General features: G+C 43.4%; 17 protein-coding genes. 10 read left to right on the top strand and 7 right to left on the bottom strand.

Annotated features, from left to right (window positions below):
- Nucleotides 1–88: 88 nt before the first annotated feature.
- On the bottom strand, nt 89–2,593 hold the full coding sequence (locus J8L84_RS07765; protein ID WP_211070186.1) for a TonB-dependent receptor: 2,505 nt from the start codon (nt 2,591–2,593) through the stop codon (nt 89–91).
- Nucleotides 2,594–2,821: 228 nt separating this feature from the next.
- Here J8L84_RS07765 and J8L84_RS07760 point away from each other — a divergent pair, with 228 nt between their 5' ends.
- The 3 genes from J8L84_RS07760 to J8L84_RS07750 are packed head-to-tail and all read left to right on the top strand — an operon-like array spanning nt 2,822 to nt 5,099.
- Nucleotides 2,822–3,499: a DUF2796 domain-containing protein gene (locus J8L84_RS07760; RefSeq protein WP_211070185.1), complete on the top strand. Its 678-nt coding sequence runs from the start codon at nt 2,822–2,824 to the stop codon at nt 3,497–3,499.
- A 40-nt stretch (nt 3,500–3,539) separates the two neighbouring features.
- Nucleotides 3,540–3,959 (top strand): MerC domain-containing protein, encoded by a 420-nt coding sequence (locus J8L84_RS07755; protein ID WP_211070184.1) that lies wholly within the window; start codon nt 3,540–3,542, stop codon nt 3,957–3,959.
- A 21-nt stretch (nt 3,960–3,980) separates the two neighbouring features.
- Nucleotides 3,981–5,099, top strand: a complete 1,119-nt coding sequence (locus J8L84_RS07750; RefSeq protein WP_211070183.1) for a GTP-binding protein — start codon at nt 3,981–3,983, stop codon at nt 5,097–5,099.
- Nucleotides 5,100–5,212: 113 nt separating this feature from the next.
- Here J8L84_RS07750 and J8L84_RS07745 read toward each other — a convergent pair whose 3' ends face one another.
- The 3 genes from J8L84_RS07745 to J8L84_RS07735 are packed head-to-tail and all read right to left on the bottom strand — an operon-like array spanning nt 5,213 to nt 6,966.
- Entirely contained in the window at nt 5,213–5,968 is a 756-nt protein-coding gene (locus tag J8L84_RS07745) for a DUF3299 domain-containing protein (RefSeq protein WP_211070182.1), read from the bottom strand.
- 17 nt (nt 5,969–5,985) lie between these two features.
- Complete coding sequence (locus tag J8L84_RS07740; RefSeq protein ID WP_211070181.1) at nt 5,986–6,441, bottom strand: hypothetical protein; 456 nt, start codon at nt 6,439–6,441, stop codon at nt 5,986–5,988.
- On the bottom strand, nt 6,442–6,966 hold the full coding sequence (locus tag J8L84_RS07735) for a DUF3299 domain-containing protein (protein WP_211070180.1): 525 nt from the start codon (nt 6,964–6,966) through the stop codon (nt 6,442–6,444).
- A 204-nt stretch (nt 6,967–7,170) separates the two neighbouring features.
- Here J8L84_RS07735 and J8L84_RS07730 point away from each other — a divergent pair, with 204 nt between their 5' ends.
- The 3 genes from J8L84_RS07730 (at nt 7,171) to J8L84_RS07720 (ending at nt 10,310) form a co-directional block, all read left to right on the top strand.
- On the top strand, nt 7,171–7,929 hold the full coding sequence (locus tag J8L84_RS07730) for an ABC transporter ATP-binding protein (protein WP_211070179.1): 759 nt from the start codon (nt 7,171–7,173) through the stop codon (nt 7,927–7,929).
- Nucleotides 7,929–9,164, top strand: a complete 1,236-nt coding sequence (locus J8L84_RS07725; protein WP_211070178.1) for an ABC transporter permease — start codon at nt 7,929–7,931, stop codon at nt 9,162–9,164. The genes J8L84_RS07730 and J8L84_RS07725 overlap by 1 nt, the downstream gene beginning before the upstream one ends.
- Before the next feature lie 153 nt (nt 9,165–9,317).
- Nucleotides 9,318–10,310, top strand: coding sequence for an LLM class flavin-dependent oxidoreductase (locus J8L84_RS07720; RefSeq protein WP_211070177.1), 993 nt, complete (start codon nt 9,318–9,320; stop codon nt 10,308–10,310).
- A gap of 80 nt (nt 10,311–10,390) precedes the next feature.
- Here the strand turns inward: J8L84_RS07720 and J8L84_RS07715 are convergent, their stop codons facing one another.
- Nucleotides 10,391–10,921 (bottom strand): cupin domain-containing protein, encoded by a 531-nt coding sequence (locus tag J8L84_RS07715; protein WP_211070176.1) that lies wholly within the window; start codon nt 10,919–10,921, stop codon nt 10,391–10,393.
- A 431-nt stretch (nt 10,922–11,352) separates the two neighbouring features.
- Between J8L84_RS07715 and J8L84_RS07710 the strand changes: the two genes are divergently transcribed.
- Genes J8L84_RS07710 through J8L84_RS20655 form a run of 3 tightly spaced genes read left to right on the top strand, consistent with a single transcriptional unit; the run spans nt 11,353 to nt 15,442 of the window.
- Nucleotides 11,353–12,366: an ABC transporter substrate binding protein gene (locus J8L84_RS07710; RefSeq protein WP_247670638.1), complete on the top strand. Its 1,014-nt coding sequence runs from the start codon at nt 11,353–11,355 to the stop codon at nt 12,364–12,366.
- A 38-nt stretch (nt 12,367–12,404) separates the two neighbouring features.
- Nucleotides 12,405–14,306, top strand: coding sequence for an ATP-binding protein (locus J8L84_RS07705; RefSeq protein WP_211070174.1), 1,902 nt, complete (start codon nt 12,405–12,407; stop codon nt 14,304–14,306).
- 47 nt (nt 14,307–14,353) lie between these two features.
- Entirely contained in the window at nt 14,354–15,442 is a 1,089-nt protein-coding gene (locus J8L84_RS20655) for a GGDEF domain-containing protein (RefSeq protein WP_211070173.1), read from the top strand.
- 23 nt (nt 15,443–15,465) lie between these two features.
- Here J8L84_RS20655 and J8L84_RS07695 read toward each other — a convergent pair whose 3' ends face one another.
- Entirely contained in the window at nt 15,466–16,464 is a 999-nt protein-coding gene (locus tag J8L84_RS07695; protein ID WP_211070172.1) for an NADP-dependent oxidoreductase, read from the bottom strand.
- 335 nt (nt 16,465–16,799) lie between these two features.
- Here J8L84_RS07695 and J8L84_RS07690 point away from each other — a divergent pair, with 335 nt between their 5' ends.
- The gene (locus tag J8L84_RS07690) at nt 16,800–18,122 is read left to right on the top strand and encodes a porin (RefSeq protein WP_211070171.1); all 1,323 of its coding nucleotides are present in this window, start codon (nt 16,800–16,802) and stop codon (nt 18,120–18,122) included.
- Nucleotides 18,123–18,197: 75 nt separating this feature from the next.
- Here the strand turns inward: J8L84_RS07690 and J8L84_RS07685 are convergent, their stop codons facing one another.
- Nucleotides 18,198–19,082 carry a LysR family transcriptional regulator gene (locus J8L84_RS07685; RefSeq protein WP_211070170.1) on the bottom strand — a complete coding sequence of 295 codons (885 nt, stop codon included), beginning with the start codon at nt 19,080–19,082 and terminating at the stop codon, nt 18,198–18,200.
- Between the last annotated feature and the right edge of the window lie 108 nt (nt 19,083–19,190).

Below are 19,190 nucleotides of genomic sequence, written 5' to 3'. Positions count from 1 at the left end.
AGCAAAAACAAGAATGGCAGTGTTTACACTGCCATTCTAAACGTTGAATTTTAAGAGCTGCTTTCACAGCTATATTAATCGACTTCTTTTAGAAGTAACCCCTCACACCAAGTGCAAAGCTACGGCTAGGTCGTGGCGCAATATCTTTTAGGAATGAAGTATGTACTCTGGCTTCGGTATCGGTCAGGTTTGTGCCTTTCACATACACTGAAATATCTTGGTTAAGCACATTTAAATCGTAAGACACACTGGCATCTACTAGGGTATAGCCATCGGTAGCTGTTTCACCTTCACTAACACGGTCTTGCTCTTCATAACGTGTAATATCGAGGTGGGCACTTAATCGTTCGCTCTGGTAGCTAAACTGCGTACCAACTCGAAGCGGTGGAGTGCGAGGCAAATCGCCGCCATCTTGTAAACGTGCTCTTACGTAGTCGGCAAATACCGTGGTTTTGAATTCATCTGTGGTTTGCCAAGCAACTTGTGCTTCAAAACCATGCAATATTACATCGTCAGTTTTGAAAATATAAACGGGCAGTTCATCAGTGTGTTCGTCGTGCTCATCACCACCTTCTTCTTCGCCACCTTCTTCTTCACTGTGGTCATGTCCGCTTTCAGCGAAAAGGCCGGTATTGGTTTGGTAGTAATAGTTGTCGATTTGGTTATAAAACGCATTTAATACAAACCCTAAGTTACCTTCGGTTTTACGTAAGGTAAGGTCGATATTATTAGCAGTTTCAAGTTCAATACTGCCTTCACCAAGCTCTATATGCGCTTCGCCTTCCTCTTCATGAAAGGCGAATAAAGCCCCCACTTCATAAGTACTGGTGCCAATATGTGGGCCAAATGAAAGTAGCTCAGAGGCTGATGGCGCACGCTCTGAACGAGATACTGAGATACCTACGTTGTAGCCTGGTGCAAAGTCCCATACCAAACCTGCCGAGATGCTTAATGCAGTAAAGGATTCATCGATAGGGAATACTAGGGTGTCTTCATGCTCGTCATCGTGGGCATCTTCATCATGCTCGTCGTCATGAACATCGTCTTCATGGCCATCATGCTCTTCCTCATGATCATGTGTGTCCAAAGAGGGCAACAAAACGTTATCAGCTTCTAGCGATACATGTTCTATACGTGCTCCGAGTTGAACAAGTACATCATCAAAGCGCTTTTCTTCCATGATAGCCATCGCAAAGGTTTCAGTAACCGAAGGGGGAGTAAACGCTTCTTCACCTTGGGCTGATGCATCGCTATTTTTGTAATGAAAGCTTACCGCGCCGTTCCAGTCATTCATTGGCGCGTGTAAAACATCGAGTTTTAATTCATGGGTTTCATTTTCAAACAAGGTACCCGCTTCACCTTCTTCAATTTCAGCGTGTTCATAGTCGGTAAATCCACCGCGTAACTGAATTTGTTTTACCCAACTCCCTGCTACATTGTATTCACCTTGAAGTTGAACACGGGTTTGCTCCAGGTCGGCAAAAACGGATTCTTCCTCGTGATGCTCTTCATCAAATTCTTCGTCGTGGTCGTCATCATGCTCTTCTTCGCCGTGGGTATGGCCAGGAATACCGTATTCACGATTAAATTGTTCAACTGAAAGCCCTACATAGCCTTTATCGAACAAATAACTGGTGCCAACGGTAAATCCACTCGACGCTTCGTTGCTGTTCTCTACTACTCGCGCCTGCTCTTCATCATGTTCATCTTCATCTTCGTCATGATCGTCGTGCTCTACTTCAGGTGAAACAGGAACATCGTAGTCGTTAGATTCGCGCCAATACCCATCGGCATAAAAGGCGAAAGACTCATTCCCCGTGGTTACATTGAAAGAGCCAAGCTGTTGATCATCAACCGAGTTGGTTTCAAGTAACCATTCGCCTCGCGTTGTACTATCGGTAGGAATGCGACCATCTACTACATTCACAACACCGCCAACTGCGCCACTACCGTAAAACAAGGTTGCAGGACCACGTAGCACTTCGATTTGCTGCGCCGTTGAAGCCTCTGATGCTACTGAATGATCGGGGCCTACTCGTGAAACGTCGCTCACATCTAAACCATTTTGCGCAATAAGTACTCTTGGGCCACTTAACCCACGGATAACAGGTGTGCTGGCTACTTTAGCGTGGAAGCTAGTGTGTACACCGGCTACTTTTTCTAAACTATCGCCTAAAGTAGATGTTTGCTGGCGGCGAAGAGTCTCACCCGCTAATACACTCACCGGTGATGCAGATTCCATCACTGACAAATGAATAGGCGTAGCAAGTACGTCAACCACTTCAATTGGAGAACGATTTAGCGTAAATGAGAGTTGCAGCGGCTTGCCTTCTACCAGCGTAATATCTTGATGAAGGTGAGCAAAGTTGGGTGCCGAAATATGCAACTCGGCGTTGCCGTTGCTAACATCACGTAGCGAGAATTTACCTTCGCTGTTGGTCACCGTGCTTTGGTTTGTTCCCTCTACTTCAACCTTGGCACCTACTACGGCATTGCCATTTTTATTTAGCACAGTGCCTTCTATATTCTGTGCTAAAGCGCTTGTTGATAACAATGCGCTTATTAATGCTGCTACCTTGGTAACCCTAATCATTCCTAACCCCGATACTAAGTTATAATTTTAATCTTATTTTGTGTTATGTTATAATGTATCAAAATGAAATCAATAGATAATTTAGAAATAGATCAAGAAGCGTGTAAATTCACGTATGTTAACTGGCTTGTTCTATACAGAGATTCACGAAGCTGGCCTAGCGTGTACACATGCTACTTTGGTCAAAAGTTGTCGCTCATTATTGAAAATTTATAAGAAGGTAGATTCATGATAAAGCCCCATATAGCGGTCTCTTTACTCTTTTTCTCTAGTTTGGGATTTGCCGTAAATGCGCAGCAGCATGTACACGGGCAAGGCGAGCTTTTGGTTTCTCAAGAGGGAAACATGCTTCACCTTCAGCTTGTATTACCTGCCGCAGACGCCCTTGGTTTTGAGCACGAGCCTGAAACCACTGAACAACTAAATAGTCAAAATTTGCTTGCCGAACGTTTCACATACAATACAAATGTGATTGATGTAGAAGGACAATGCGAGTTAGTGAATGTTGAGCACACGTTAGAAGCGCATGATGACCATCATGAAATGCATAAGCAGCACGATGAGGGTCACGACGAAGATCACGACGAAGATCATGATAAAGGTCACGATGACCACCATGAAAGCGGCCACGAAGAAGCGCATAACGAAGATCATGAGAGCGAACATGCTTCGCATAAAGAACATGACGAGCACGATGAACATGCAGGGCATGAAGAACACGAAGAAGAAAATCATCAAAATATAGAAGTTGAATATCAATTTCATTGTGATGATGTAGTGTCCGGCATTACTGTTGCCCTGTTTGAATCCATGCCATCGCTAAGCGCTATTCAAGCTCAGTGGATCACCGAGCGTGGACAAGGTCTTTCAGCGTTATCTGCCGGTAAGCCAACGTTAAGCTGGTAAGCTAAAAATCGAGTAGGTTAAAGATAAGGAACCATACTGAATGAATTTTCAAAAAATAAGCGATAAAGCTGCCATAGCACTGTCTATGCTATGCGTGGTGCACTGCTTATTATTGCCTGTTTTATTAATTCTGCTTCCTCCGATAGCGGGGGTTTTAGCTTTTGATGATGAGTTGTTTCATAAAACGTTGTTATTCTTTGTTGTGCCTATCAGTGTTATTGCACTTATGATGGGGTACTTTTATCACAGAAATCACACCATGCTTTTAGTGGGTGGGGTGGGGCTAACATTGCTTATTCTAGCCGTCGTGTTAGGACACGACTTGTTAGGCGAATACGGCGAAGTGGTGTTAACGGTAATAGGGTCTAGCTTCATTGCATTTAGTCATATTCGAAATCTTAGGCTACGCAGCCAAACAGACAATGAAACCGATTACCCGCACATCATCACACATAAATAACGGCGTACAGGAAGGGTGTGTATGACAACAGGTAAGCCTGAAAAATTAAGTGCTATTCCAACTAATATTATTAGTGGTTTTTTGGGTGTAGGAAAAACAAGCGCCATTTTATCCTTACTAGAAGCTAAACCAGAAAATGAGCGGTGGGCTGTTTTAGTCAATGAGTTTGGCGAACTTGGTATTGATGGTGGCTTTTTTGAGGGCGTTCATACCGAACAAAGCGGTGTGTTTGTGCGTGAGGTACCCGGTGGCTGTATGTGCTGTGCATCAGGATTGTCTATGCAAATTGCGCTTAATCAGTTGCTTGCGCGATCTCGACCCCATCGTTTATTAATAGAGCCTACGGGGCTAGGGCACCCAAGAGAAGTATTAGAAGTGTTATCTGCAGAGCATTATCAAGATGTGCTCAATATTCAAAAGAATATCACTTTGGTTGATGCCAGAAAGCTAACAGATATACGCTACACCCTGCATGAGACGTTTAATCAGCAAATTGATGTTGCGGATATTGTTGTCGGTAACAAAGAAGATTTGTACCAAGATGACTCTAAGCAGCTGCTTATTGATTATGTTGCTAACCGCCGTGATCCCATGCCTGATATCGTTTTTGCACAACATGGAAAGTTAGCGCCATCGTTGCTAGACGGTGCTTCGGATGTGGTTAAAGCAATGAAGCAACCTATACCTCACCATTCTCATGATGACGCACATCACACTCATGAAAATACTGATAGCGCTGATCACGATCATCATCACCACAAGCACAGGCACAATCAAGCGCGCAATATTAACGATATACCCCTACCACAAAGCGGCTTCGTTAAAATTGAAAATAACGGAGAAGGCTTTGAAAGTATGGGGTGGCGATTTTCGCCCTACATTGTATTTAACCGAACCGCGCTACATGATTGGCTAGATACGCTAAAGGTGGAAAGGCTTAAAGCAATTATGATCACCAATGAAGGTATTTTCAGCTACAACATTGTAGATGATGCAATATCAGAAAAAGAATTGGATGATTGTTTAGAAAGCCGTATAGAAGTGATTATTAATGAACAGGTTGCTTCTAAGGCGGGCGATGATGACATTAGTGGTATGTGGGAGCAGCAATTAGTTGCTTGCCAGCTAGATGAAAACTAGAAGTTCGCAAAACACCAACTAAATGCTCCTTAAACGCTATAAACACCCAAGAAAATAGCTAACAAATACCTATGAGCGTTCTTGAAAAAATAGTGTCTTCTCTCTAAATAAGCCTAGTGAGCACGAAAGTCATCGGGCTGACCATGGTAAGCCTCAATGTCGTATACGTTTAGGATATACGCTGAGGTTCCAAGGGGGTCTTCAAACATGCCTTGCTCTAAAATACCCGTTAATGTAAATGCATCGGCCAAATTGTGATGAGCAAATCCATCAGGGAGTTGTACAAAAATAATTTGATTGGGTGGGGGAGGTGGGAAGTGAATACAGGCGCCGTAGTAAGGCACCACGAAAAAGCTCTGTAATGTGCGATCTTCATTCACTTCTATCGGAACAATAAAGCCGGAAATAGAAATAGCTTTGCCTAAAACGGTTTGTACTATATTGGTTGAGTGAAGGGCTGATTTGTAATTTTCATCGCTACTGGCTTGAATAGATAACAGCAGCTGATTTGTAATAGACTGAACGGTGCCGATTTGAGCAGGTGATGATTCACTTGCAGCGTTACCTGACTGATATTGTCGTAACGTAGCTTCTTCTTGTTCAGGCAGTAAGTCTTGCCAACCTAAACGCACCACACTTTTTTGTTCAATTTCCTGACTGAATAAGGTCTGTAACTCAGGGTTGCTGGTCTGATAGAGTGCTTGGCTTGTGGAAAATTGGTGTTTTATGCTGGGCCAATATAACTGAACTAGCCTGGTGAACACACTGCCAGCCACTAAAAAAACTAGAACGACTAGTACGGTCTTCAGTAGCTTACGCTTAGCGTTAATTGCAGTCTGCTCCTTTTCTTTAGCTCCGGCGCTACTCACTACCTTGTCCATTTTTCTTACGCAGAGCGCAATTCAATTTTCTGATTTAGTGAAAAAGGCTTACCGTCACTCAACCCATTTATTTGAATTGAAATGTGCGACGAGCCTGGGCGCTTAACGGTAAATGTTAAGTTATAAACGCCGGAATCTTGCTCCAGTAATACCGCGCTTTCGCCCACAATTTCAACGCCATCGCTACCTATGAAACTCACGTTTACATCACGATAGCGTAGCGGTATCACGTAAGATATTTTCGCTGTGGCGGCTTCATCAACAACAACATCCACCTGTTTAGCGTGTTTAACCGACAGGGCTTTAAAAGCCGACGCCTGATAATGTTGCTGAGCAAGGGGGTGTAATCGGCTAAAGCCAAAACCCATATTACCACCATGTAGGTCGCATGCATGCGCGGCAGAAACAACTGTTAAAGAAGCAAGCAGGGTAGATAATAGTTTGTTAAATCGTGTCATCATTTATCCCTCGTAAGGTTGCACATTAACGTGCTCTAAACGGTACGCCGCGGTGCCCATCGCATTTTCAGTGGTGTCGATAGCCAAGGTGCCTTCAAACCAGAATGGGTCGTACAAGCCTTCTAGCTCAACACCTTGCTCAATACTTACGTAAATAATTTGATTGGGCGGCGGTGGCGGCATATGAATGCACGCACCGAAGTAAGGTACGATAAAAAACTCTGTGACCATTTGCGATTCGCTGCTTTCAAGCGGAACAATAAAACCAGGAATACGAATAGGCTTATTCTCAAAGGTTTTAACAACCTGCGTTGATGTCAATGCTTGTTGAAAACGGTTAGTGGCTTCGTTATCAAATTCTTGATTACCAAAGGCTTCCACCGAATCTTCCTCAGGCATTAGCTGTGTCCATTCAATCTCTTGATAGCCAGGCGCTTCGATATCTTCTGCATATGTTGTAGGATAAAAAAGCATGCCTGCTATCGCGACAAAAATACCAATGCGGGCGCTTAAGAAGAACTTCATCATTTTATTTAGCCAAGAATTATTATAACAGTTAGTGTAAAACGTTATAACATAACGGTTTGAAATTGTACATTTGAAGTCTAGCTAAGCATACTCTTACGCCAAGTTAGGCTTAGTTTCGGCTTAAATGGCGGCCTAATAGAATGAGAGGCCGCTACATCCACTTTTACGCAAACATGGCGTAATGCAAAAAGGAGATGATTCACATTGTCAGCAGCACCAGAGCAACCTTTGAAAAATGAAGCAGACTCCAATAAAGCAGCACCTAACCAAGGCAATGCTATTGCGCTAAATGACGTTAATTATCATTATGCAGATGCAAATAGCAGTGGGTTGCATATACCCACGTGGAAGGTGAATTACGGTGATCGTGTTTTCTTACATGGTCATTCAGGCTCTGGCAAAACTACCTTGCTTAACTTGCTAGCGGGGGTGCTAACGCCACAAAGTGGCGAATTATCATTACTTGGCAAGCCCTTTTCAGCTCTATCAGCTAGGCAAAGAGATAAGTTTCGCGCGCAGCATATTGGCGTGGTATTTCAGCAATTCAATCTAATTCCTTACCTAAGTGTGCTTAAAAATATTGAACTGGCCACTTATTTTGCAAAAGCGGGCAAAACTAATGTGGCCGATACGGCCGAAGCGTTACTGACCGGGCTTAATTTGCCCGCTACTATTTTGCAGCAGCCTGCTAATGCGTTGAGTGTAGGTCAACAGCAGCGGGTAGCCATTGCTCGAGCGTTAATCAACAAACCAGAAATATTGCTTGTTGATGAACCTACGTCTGCCTTAGATGCTGCCGCACGAGACGCCTTTATGACCATTCTCATCGACATGTGTAAGCAGCACAACACAACACTAATATTTGTAAGTCACGATATGTATTTGAAAAAGTTTTTTGAAACCAGTGTAGAAATGTGTTCTCTAAAACAATCTTCGCTAAAACAGCCAGCGGAGACCAAGTAATGTTAGTGTCGTTAGCGTGGAGTAGCCTAGGTAGTCGCAGAAAATCAGTGGTATTAACGTTTCTTTCGCTGCTAATTAGTATTAGCGTATTGCTTAGCGTTGAGCACATTCGTCAGCAGGCAAAAGAGAGTTTTAACCGAACTATTTCAGATGTTGACCTTATCGTTGGCGCCCCAAGCGGTCAGCTAAATCTCTTATTGTATTCAGTGTTCAGGATGGGCAGCCCCACCAGTAACATCAAATATGAAAGCTATGAAGCACTACAAGAAAGTCAATTAGTAGACTGGGCAATTCCTATCTCGTTAGGGGATTCTCACCGCGGCTTTCGGGTAATGGGTACCAACGACAACTATTTTCAGCATTTCAGATTTGGTAATAAGCAAGCGCTCAGTTTTCAAAACGGTCAAGCCTTCGCGAGCTTATTTGAAGCTGTGATAGGCGCCGATGTGGCCAAAGCGCTGGGTTATAAAGTGGGAGACCATGTGGTGATATCTCATGGTATTGGTAACACCAGTTTTACCAATCATGATAATACCCCTTTCACTATTACCGGCATACTTGCAGCCACTGGCACACCGGTGGATAAAACCGTGCACGTAAGTTTAAACGCGATTGAAGCTATTCATTTATCAGCATCAAAGCAAAACCAATTACTCAACGATGCAGCCTCGGTAAATACCACGCCAGACAGTGTAACGGCGGTCATGCTTGGGCTTACCTCAAAATTTGCGACCTTTAAACTTCAGCGAGATATTAACAACTACAAAACAGATAGGCTTATGGCCATACTGCCAGGCGTGGCACTGACCGAGCTTTGGCAAATGATGGGCACGGTAGAAAACCTACTCCGCGTTATCAGTATCTTGGTGCTCATATCTTCATTGTTTGGCTTATCGACTATGTTGCTAGCGTCTATGCAGCAACGCAAAAACGAGATTGCGGTTTTGCGTGTATTAGGTGCAGGTCCTGGGGTTATCTTTACCTTGGTATTAGTAGAAGCGCTCATTTTAGTGTTATTAGCTATTGTGGCAGCAATAGTATTACTTAGCGTAACGTTAACTTTATCGAGCGATTGGCTGGCATCGCAATATGGTCTATTTTTAAGTGCTAATTTGCTGACGGTAGAAACGCTGAAAGTGGTCAGTGTGATCACTTTGGCAGCTATTGTTACCTCGGCGATACCGGCATTCGAAGCCTATAAAAATGCGCTGCACAGTTCACTTTCTGCAAAGTAGTTTGGTTGGCAAAGTAACTGGGTGTGCAAAGTACTGGGTCTGAAAATCTGCTAAGCAATGCCCGATATCGCGAATCTGGGGTGAACCATGGCAAAGCACTTCGGCGTATATTGAGTTTGCGATACACTGCAAAAAACGTTTACGAGGTTAGCCATGTCATTACCCCTTTCACTACTCGATCTTGCTCCTATTTCTGAAGGGCAGAGCATCAGCAATGCATTAAGTAACTCTAGGGAGTTAGCAAAGCAAGCTGAGCGTAGTGGGTATCAACGTGTGTGGTTGGCTGAACATCACGGTATGCATGGCGTGGCAAGTTCTGCTACCGCCGTTATGCTAGGGAACATTGCTGGCGCGACTAATCATATTCGTGTAGGTGCAGGTGGTGTCATGTTGCCTAATCATGCGCCCTTAGTTATTGCCGAGCAATTTGGTACGCTTGAAACTTTATACCCTGGGCGTATTGATTTGGGGCTTGGTCGAGCGCCAGGTACCGACATGGCTACCGCAAAAGCATTAAGGCGCAATCTTAATGGTAACGCCCATGTCGACACTTACCCCGATGACATAAAAGAGCTTCAACACTATTTAGGTACGCCAGAGCCTGGGCAGAAAATTGTCGCCGTGCCGGGTGCCAATACACATATTCCGTTATGGTTGTTAGGTTCAAGTTTATACAGTGCGCAATTGGCTGCATCGGTAGGCTTGCCTTATTCTTTTGCATCACACTTTGCGCCAGACCAACTGTTCGATGCCTTGCATGTGTATCGTTCTATGTTTACGCCGTCAGAAAATCAAGATTCTCCCTATGTAATGGCAGGGGTAATGGCGGTAGTGGCCGATACCGATGAAGAGGCACAGTATCTTTTCACCTCGGTACAACAGCAGTTTATGAATATGAGGCGGGGGCTGAATAAGCCTTTTGCTAAGCCCGTAGACGATTTATCGGCTATTTGCAGCGAAGCAGATCACGCCATGCTGTCTCATGTATTACGTTATGCACTGGTGGGTTCAACAGCGACGGTTGCCGCACAGTTAGCTAAATTTGTAGAGGCAACTGAAGTGGATGAGGTAATTGTTTCAATGCCAATTCATAACCTAGAAGCTAGGCTGAAAAGCGTGGCACTTTTGGCTGAATTAAACATCTAGCTGAAATAGGGCTTAAAGCAAACCTGAGTAACAATAAATAAGCCTGTTTCTAACAGGCTTATTTATTTGAATTGGCGTTTCTATTTCTTATTCGCAAGGCGTTCGATAAGCGCCTTGTGCTGCGGAAATTTTTCTAGCAATTCATGCTGAAAAACTTCAATCATATCTTCAGGCTCCCACCCAGGGGATACGGCTTCGCTGACCAACCCATAGTCGCCATCAGTTAACTCGGCCGCTTTATAAGTGCCACCTGGTACGGCAAGTTGCAACTGCTGACCATTGGCAATATCAGGCCCTACTACCACTTTTTCGTAATGACCATCTGGGTAAATCATATGGTAAGTAATAGGCGAGCCCATGTGGTAAAACTCAATACCATCGGAATACTTAGTATGAAAGTGGTCAATACTGTTGTCGTTGGTAAGCATGTAATAAATAGCGGTCATAGTGGTGCGTTCACCACGCGCAGTTGTTACTTTGTCTCTGTGATCTGCTTTAAAGCTTTGGCGAAAATAGCCACCTTCAAAATGATGGGAGAGGTTGAGCTGTTCAATGACTTGTTCTTTCGTTAAGGTCTTCATTTTTTCGTTTGTCACTGTCTTGTCTGTCATGCTCTCGTCCTTCAATGTTTCGTTTGTTATTTCGTTGCCAGCTAAAGGCGAAAAGCTTGCCAAATACAGGCTTAAACATAGACCTAACGTTGTCATTTTATTGCTACTGCATGCATTTTGTGTAGTACTAGGCATAAGAGATTTTATTCGCCTCATAATATGGTTATTATCCTTAATAGACTTGGCCGTAACGGGTTAGCCATGTTGCATGGCTCTTTAATCATAGCGACCCTGAACCATAGAAAGCTTAGTCAGCTAGGGCAGTTTTTAACTATCAAACTAGCATAAACTATCTACAAACAAACTTATGGGTATTTTAAGCCTATATTATACGAACTTCGGCTATGCAGCAGAGTCGATTAACACTATGATATTTCAAACTAATCACCTACTCACTAGCTTAACAGTTGGGCTAAATAAAGATGAAAAAAATGTCACTACTCATCACGAGTATACTCCTTTGTTTTATGTTTCACGCTCAAGTAGAAGCTCAACCATTACGGGTGGCGATCATTGAAACAAGCCCCTTGCCCATAGTGACAAATACAAGAGATGCATTTATCGATGAACTTACATTGATTATGCCTGAACATGAAATAGACATAGAAATATATAACGCTCAGGGATTAGAAGAGCAAGCGAGAACCATAGTGCAAACTGTTACGGAAAAAGGTGCGCCGGACCTGCTAGTGCCAATCGCAACGCTTGCCACCCGAGCGGTTTACAACTTTTCAGCGGCTTCTGAGCTCCCTACTTTATTCATGACAGTGGCAGACCCAGTTAAAGAGGGCATAGTTACTGCGTTTGGCGAAAATAGCGCGTCAAACATAACCGGTGAGTCTCACGTATTAGATGCCAAAGTAAAGTTGGATATGCTTGATGGCTTACTAAAAGCCTCGGCACTGGAAGAGCCGATTACTATTGGGTTAGTGCATTCTGACTACCCGTCTTCAAAAAGTTCTGTAGAACGCCTATTAGCACTCGAGAGCCAGTATGATAACGTGAAGTTCGTGGCTGTAAGGACCGCCTACGTTGAAGGCACCTCAGGGTTAGACACTATGCGTGATGATGTTGTGGAAGCGCTCAAAGAAAAAGTAGAAACATCCGGCGTTGATACCTATTGGCTTTCCACTGGCCCTTTGCTTCAAGCCAACGATCTCATCAATGTTATTTACAAAGAAACTAAACTATTGCCGGTTTTTGCCGAAAGTATAGAGTCAGTGCAGCAAGGTGCGTTACTTGGCGTTGTAGCAGATGAAAAAAGTATCGGAAAATCAGGTGCCTTACGGGCCAAAAGAATTTTAAGTGGCGAGAAGGCCAATAGCATGCCTGTCACTAGAATGGATAAATACACCATAGGGGTGAACGTGTCTACCGCCATAAAGATGCATATTCCTATTCCATCGTCGTATTTAAAGTTATCCAAAGACCACGTTTATCAGTAAAGATCTCGTTTATCAATAAAGAGTAGTACCAGATATCTATGCGAATTAAGTCGAAGCTTTTAGCTATATATATCCCCATTCTGTTTACAGGGATGGCGCTAACGGGCTATTGGGCCTATTTGACGGCTTATGACTCGGTAAGAGAACGAGAGTATCAATTACTTACCCAAACCTTATCACTCACCTTTATTGAGTTTGTGCGAGAGCGGCACGAATTGCTGGTGGATTCGGGGTTAGAAAATGTGCCGGTATTTAGAGATGCCTATCAAAAAGAGGTATTTGACGAACTAGCAGAGCTTCATGAATCAACCGGTAAGCATTTTGCGGTCAGTGATAAATCAACGGGGGCTGAGCTATTTAGTACCTATGAAGCGTGGGCGCCCATTAATACTACAAACGCCAATATCACCACCATCAATGCTACCAATATTGCATTTGGTGAGTCTGAATGGAGAGATCAATACGTACTCTTTGCCTGCAGTAAGTTTGACCCTTGGAATTGGAAACTTACAGTTAGCCAATCTACCGATGAGCTAGAGTCGTCACTATCAAAAATAGCCTGGCTGACCATTGCGATTACCTTGTTCACGGTCATTTTAGTGAGCTTTTCTATAGGTAAAATTACGCAATATTTTGTAATATCCCCCATTGGCAAAATTAAAGATGCAACGAGCAGTATTGCCGGAAATCATAAGCGTGTAAGCATTGATGTTAGTGGGAAAGATGAACTGAGTGACTTAGCCCAAGATGTGGAGGCGATGTCTGCAGACATCGAAAATTATGTAGAGCGGGCACAAGCTGCCAATAAAGCCAAAACGGACTTTCTTGCCGTTATGAGCCACGAAATTCGTACGCCGTTAAATGGTATTCAAGGCCTTGCTACTTTATTGCTAGATACGCCGTTAGATGACAAGCAAAAGCAATATGCTTCAGATTTACGCTCTTCGGCTACTATTCTTGCCAATGTGATTAATGATGTACTCGATTTATCCAAAATAGAATCTGGCATGTCAGAAGTTGATGTGACTGAATTTAATTTAGATAGCATGCTGAACGATCTTATTACCTTGCTTGGTATCAATGCGAGTGCAAACCACACGCGGTTAGAATATAAAAGTAAGAATTTAGACTCGGTATTGGTTACCAGTGACGTGACCAAATTGCGCCAAATAGTAATTAACCTCGCCAGTAATGCCATCAAGTTTACGCACAAAGGCACAGTAACGGTTACCGCGAGCCTTAAAAAGGTAGCCTCTACATCGGTAGAAGAAAATCGTTTAGTCATTTCTGTGAAAGATACAGGCATTGGTATTGAGCCTGACAGGCTTGAACATATTTTCGATAAGTTTACCCAGTCTGACTCTTCTATTTCCCGTCGTTATGGTGGCACAGGACTTGGTTTATCTATTGCTAAAGAGCTCTCACAGATACTAGGTGGCGATGTCAAAGTTATGAGCCGAGTGGGTGAAGGGTCGTGTTTTACGATGTCTGCCATAGTCAGCGCCCGTACTATCGACAGTGCGACACTGCAAGAAGCGCAAAGTAATCTAAATAAAAATACAATCCTTAAACCGGGTATTAGCGTATTACTGGCAGAAGATAATGCGATAAATGCCGTGGTTGCTCAGGCACTGTTAGAACAACTTGGGTGTGCGGTTACTCATGTCGATAACGGTTTAAAAGCAACAGTTAAAGTGGAAGAAGAAAAATTCGACGTTATCTTTATGGATATTCATATGCCAGTGATGGACGGTGTTGAAGCCACTAAACGTATTCGAAGTTTACCAAGTGATATAAGCCAAATACCTATTATTGGGCTTACAGCAGAAGCCTTTAAAGAGCGTCACGATGCCTTTAAACAGGACGGTATGAACGACGTGGTTACCAAACCTATCACTATTGAAGCATTAAAAGGTAGCCTACTTAAGCTAGCCTTATAGAAGCGTCTATACTTACTTAAAGATGTTACCCGTGCCGGGAGAAAAAAGTGGAAGCGGTAGGAAAGCGTAGAGAGATATTAAGGCTTCGAGCTGCACTTCTTATCGGCGCCGCTTTGCTCGCCTCTTTTATTCTCGCCGATATGGTGATGTTACCATCCCCCTTGTACGAGTTTTATTTGCAAAATCGCCTGATATATCAAATACCCATCATCTTTACCGTTATCGCCCTTTCGTTCTCTCGATTCTTTTATGCTGCCAGAAGCTGGATTTTTGCAGGGCTAATGGTGATGTTAACCTTTGCTAATTATATGCTTATTTACCAAAGTTGGGTGCTATATGAATTTGCTTTTCCTTACGAGGGCACCATTTTATACGCATTCTATTGTGTGTTTGCATTAGGTGTTACCTACAAGCTGGCGTTGGTGGCATCGGCAATAAGCATCGCTGGTTTTATTGGTTTGATGGTAATTGCGCCTGTGTATGACGACCGCGTCATGATTTCAACATCGTTTGTGGTGGGGTCATTATTTATATGTGCTTATGCAAAATACCGCTTAGACAGAATAGTGATCCTCTTAAAATCAACGAATAAAAAGCTAAACACCTTAAGCCGGGAAGACCCGCTAACCAATCTCCTTAATAGACGGGCCCTGATGAAAGAAGGCGAGAGATTACTGTCGCTCAGTAAAAGGCAGAACCTTTCTTTCGCTGTATTTATGCTCGATTTAGATGACTTTAAGAAATATAACGATGCCTTTGGTCACCAACAAGGTGATGATGCCATTGTGGCACAGGCTGATGTGATGCGCGCCGTGTTTCAACGTCAAACTGATATTCTAGGCCGATATGGTGGCGAAGAGTTTATGGTTATTGTCAGTGGGGTGTCTGCAAGGCAAGTAGAACAAAGTTGCCAGCAAATACTTGATACGTGGGATGATAAAGCACTACCTCATGCATCAAATGCATCAGCTAAAACCGTCTCCTGTTCTATTGGTGCCGTGGTAGTAACCAATGTGAAAGGGCAAACATTAGAAGGCTTAATTAACCAGGCCGATAATGAGCTTTATCAAGCGAAGGCCGCAGGGAAAGGCACCTATTTACTATCGACGCTAAGTGAAGTTAGCGTCGATAGTTAGCGTAAAAAATACAAGCCTTAGGCTTAAAGTTTAACGATCATTTTCCCTTTATTGTCGCCAGAAAATAGCATCTGTAAACCCTCTACCGCTGACTCTATTCCCTCAACCATGTGAGAACGATATTGAATTTTACCTTGCTGTACGTAGGGTGAAAGCTTTGCAATAAGTTGAGGTACTTCACCCCAATGATCAGGCATGGCGAACCCACGAACGTTAATGCGCTTTTTAATTAACGGTATCCAATTTGGGCCGGGAGCCGGGTTTTCTGATTGATAGTCGGCAATCATGCCGCAAACAACAATACGCCCATGTGTATTCATACGATTGAAAATATGATGTTGAATTGGGCCTCCGGTGTTTTCGAAGAACACGTCAATTTTGTCAGGGGTGAGCTCAGTTAATTTCGCTTCTAAATCGTCAGTTTTGTAGTTTACTGCACCGTCGAAGCCGAGTTCGTTAACAATCCAATCTGCTTTTTCGTCACTGCCCACTACGCCGATAACGCGAAGGCCGTCTGCTTTTGCTAACTGACCTACGATTGAGCCTACCGAACCAGCAGCGCCAGTGACCACCAAGGTTTCACCTTCTTTAGGTTCACCAAAGTTATATAAGCCTGTGGTTGCAGTTAAACCGGGCAAGGCGAATACGCAAAGCGCCATTTCTTCGGTAACACCCGGCTGCAGCTTATTGAAGCCTTCACCATTACTTACCAAGTATTCTCGCCAGCCAGTCATACCCATGACTTTGTCGCCAACAGAGAAATCAGGGTTGTTCGACTCTATTACTTCACCTACACCGCTTGAGCGCATGACTTCACCAAGCTCGACAGGCGGAATATAACTTTCACGATCTTCACTCATCCACCCTAGCATTGCTGGGTCGAGTGACATGTAAGTTTGTTTAATCAGTATTTCACCGTCACCCGGAGAAGGAATGGATTGCTCACGAGTTTCAAACAAATGGGACCCTATTTTTCTATCGTTTGGGCGATTGACCAATAGAATTTCTTTATTGCTAGACATGTGAATTTCTCCTTAGGCTGTTGAAATTATCTTGAACTACAGTTGTGGGGCTAGAAACTGCTTATACAAGCATAATCAATAGAAAGGTCAAAAATAGGGTGTTTAGTCAAATCATCGCTAATGATTTGTAGTGGTAGGTAAATGGCCAAATTCACAAATAGTGTCAATATTTGTAATCTATTATTTTCAAAGTGTTTACATCTTCTTTAATTGTGTCGCTAAAGTTGTAAAAAATGCGATAAATCAGCGTAAATGGCGTTAACTTGCATTGAACAAAACTTACCGTAACCGTAGAATGCGCCACTGCATATTTCCTGTTCTATAAGAGTATTTTTATGAAGCAATATTTTTCTCTACGTGCCTCTGTATGCTTAGCACTAGCCTCGATGGCATCTTCTTCTGTGCTAGCTGCTGGTTTCCAAGTAAACGAGCATAGCGCTAATGGTTTTGGTCGCGCGATGGCGGGCCAAGCCGCAACGCCTGAAAATGCATCTATTCTTGCTACTAACCCTGCTGCAATTACTGAGTTCAAAACAGCTCAGTTCAGTGCGCAGGTAAGCTACATTAATCCACAGGTTGATATTCGTGGTGATATGGATGTTGCTGTGTACAACGAAAGCGGTGAAGTGCTGTTTGCGAATACGTATGATGCCAGTGAAGAAGATATTGCTACCTCGGCAGCTGTGCCTTCTTTTTTCTACACTGCACCTGTGAATGACAAAGTATCATGGGGTATTGGCGCATTCTCTAACTACGGCCTTGCTACCGACTACAGCGATAGCTATAACGGTTTGCACTTTGCTGATGACGCCGAAGTAACCTCATTTACGCTAAACCCAGTTGTGGCTTACAAAGTAAACGATACATTAAGCTTAGGTTTTGGTCTTAACGTGACGTATGCAGAAGCCGAAATTGGTACTGCTATTCCTCAAGCATTTGGTGCGCTACTTGGTAGCGATGCACTAGGTAATGCAACTATTGTTAAAATGTCTGGTGACGATGTTGCCTTTGGTTGGAATGTTGGCGCGTTATGGCAAGCCACAGAGACCACTAAGTTGGCGTTTAGCTACCGTGCAGAAACAGAGCTAAATCTTGAAGGTGAAATTGAATCAGACCTAGGCGCTATCATTCCTGCAGTGGCAGAGCTATACAACCAAGGCGGTTCACTAGATTTAGATTTAGCTGCAATCACTGAAGTGGCGATTAACCAACAGCTTAACGATAAATGGTCAGTGCAAGCCAGTGTTGTATTCACTGAATGGAGCGCATTTGATAAGTTGAATGCAGAGCTTGATAGTGGTGATGATTTACTACTTAAAGAAGAAGATTTTGAAGATTCATTACGCTTAAGCGTGGGTGGAACTTACCTTTATAGCGACAAGGTTACGCTTCGTGCTGGCTATGCGTACGACGATGGCGCAGTGAGCTACGAGCACCGTTCATTGAGTATTCCAGATACCGATCGTCATTGGTACACGGTAGGTGCAACATACGCATTAACTGAAAGCACCAGCATTGATATGGCTTATGCCTATATTAAAGGTCGTGAAGCGGCAGTTAGCCAGCAGCGCTCTATTGGTACTATCGTAAGTGACCTTACGGCTACTGAGCATGCTAAAGCGAACGTATTTAGTTTGCAGGTTAATACAAGCTTCTAAGCAAGTTTGACAAGAAAAAGGGCATCTTCATGATGCCCTTTTTTTATGCTTCAGAAAGCGACTAATTCGGATAACCTAGATCTCAGAAAACCAGTCCTGTAAACATGTAATAGCCGCACTGATTTTAGCAGGCACCAATTCACGTTTAGGGGTAACCGCATATACGGTGTAATCAGGTAACGACCAGTCAGTGAATAGCTGCTTCATTGAGCCTTCACTAAGTAAGTGGCGCACCTCTGGTTCAGGCAGCACTGCATACCCTAGTCCATCACGCGTAAGCTGAATTAAGGTTTGCATTGAATCAAGCTCAATACGGCTAGACGTTAGCGGCACTTTATCAAACTTGTCGTGCTTCATGACGTATTCTTCTACATGGCGGTGGGACATATAGGAATACTCTTGAAGAATGTCGGGTGACTCTAGAGGCGTTTTTGCCAAAGGGTGGTCAGCTGATACACATAGAATTCGACGCCACGTGGCCAATTCCAAACTGCTGAAATTAGTATCAGAAACCGGGGTGAAGCCAAGCAGTAAGTCGGCACCAGAAACAATAATGTCTGTAGGTTGGTCGGTTAGCGTCAGCGATACATTTATTTTTGGAAAATCCTCACATAACTTCTGCAAGGGCTGACTCAATAAGCCGCCACCAAAACCTTCTGGAGCAATAATATTGACTTTACCTGAAGGTGCGTCTTGAAGCGTTTCAATACGTTCTTGTGCTTCAACAGCGGTGTCTAACATTTTTTTGCTGGTGTCGTAATAGATCCTTCCAGCCTCGGTAAGGCTCAAGTTTCGGGTATTACGATTGAATAAACTCAGCCCAATGTCTTGTTCAAGCTTTCTTAGTTGTTGGCTAATGGCCGAAACGGTCATATGCAGGTTTCGGGCTGCAATACTCATGCTACCGCTTTCAGCGACCTCAACAAAAATTTGCAGAGAGCGAAGTAGTTTCATGTTCATTGGTAATTGTATCCTCATCGATACGAGTTAGTTGGTCTCGCGTTGCTTTTTTAAGTCCTTTTATGTCCTATAAATGTAATCCAATAAGGGTAACGGCACATCCGTGTT

The sequence above is a fragment of the Alteromonas sp. MMG017 genome, from assembly GCF_018100795.1.
Lineage (GTDB): Bacteria > Pseudomonadota > Gammaproteobacteria > Enterobacterales > Alteromonadaceae > Alteromonas.
This window is presented reverse-complemented; position numbering and strand designations above follow the sequence as displayed.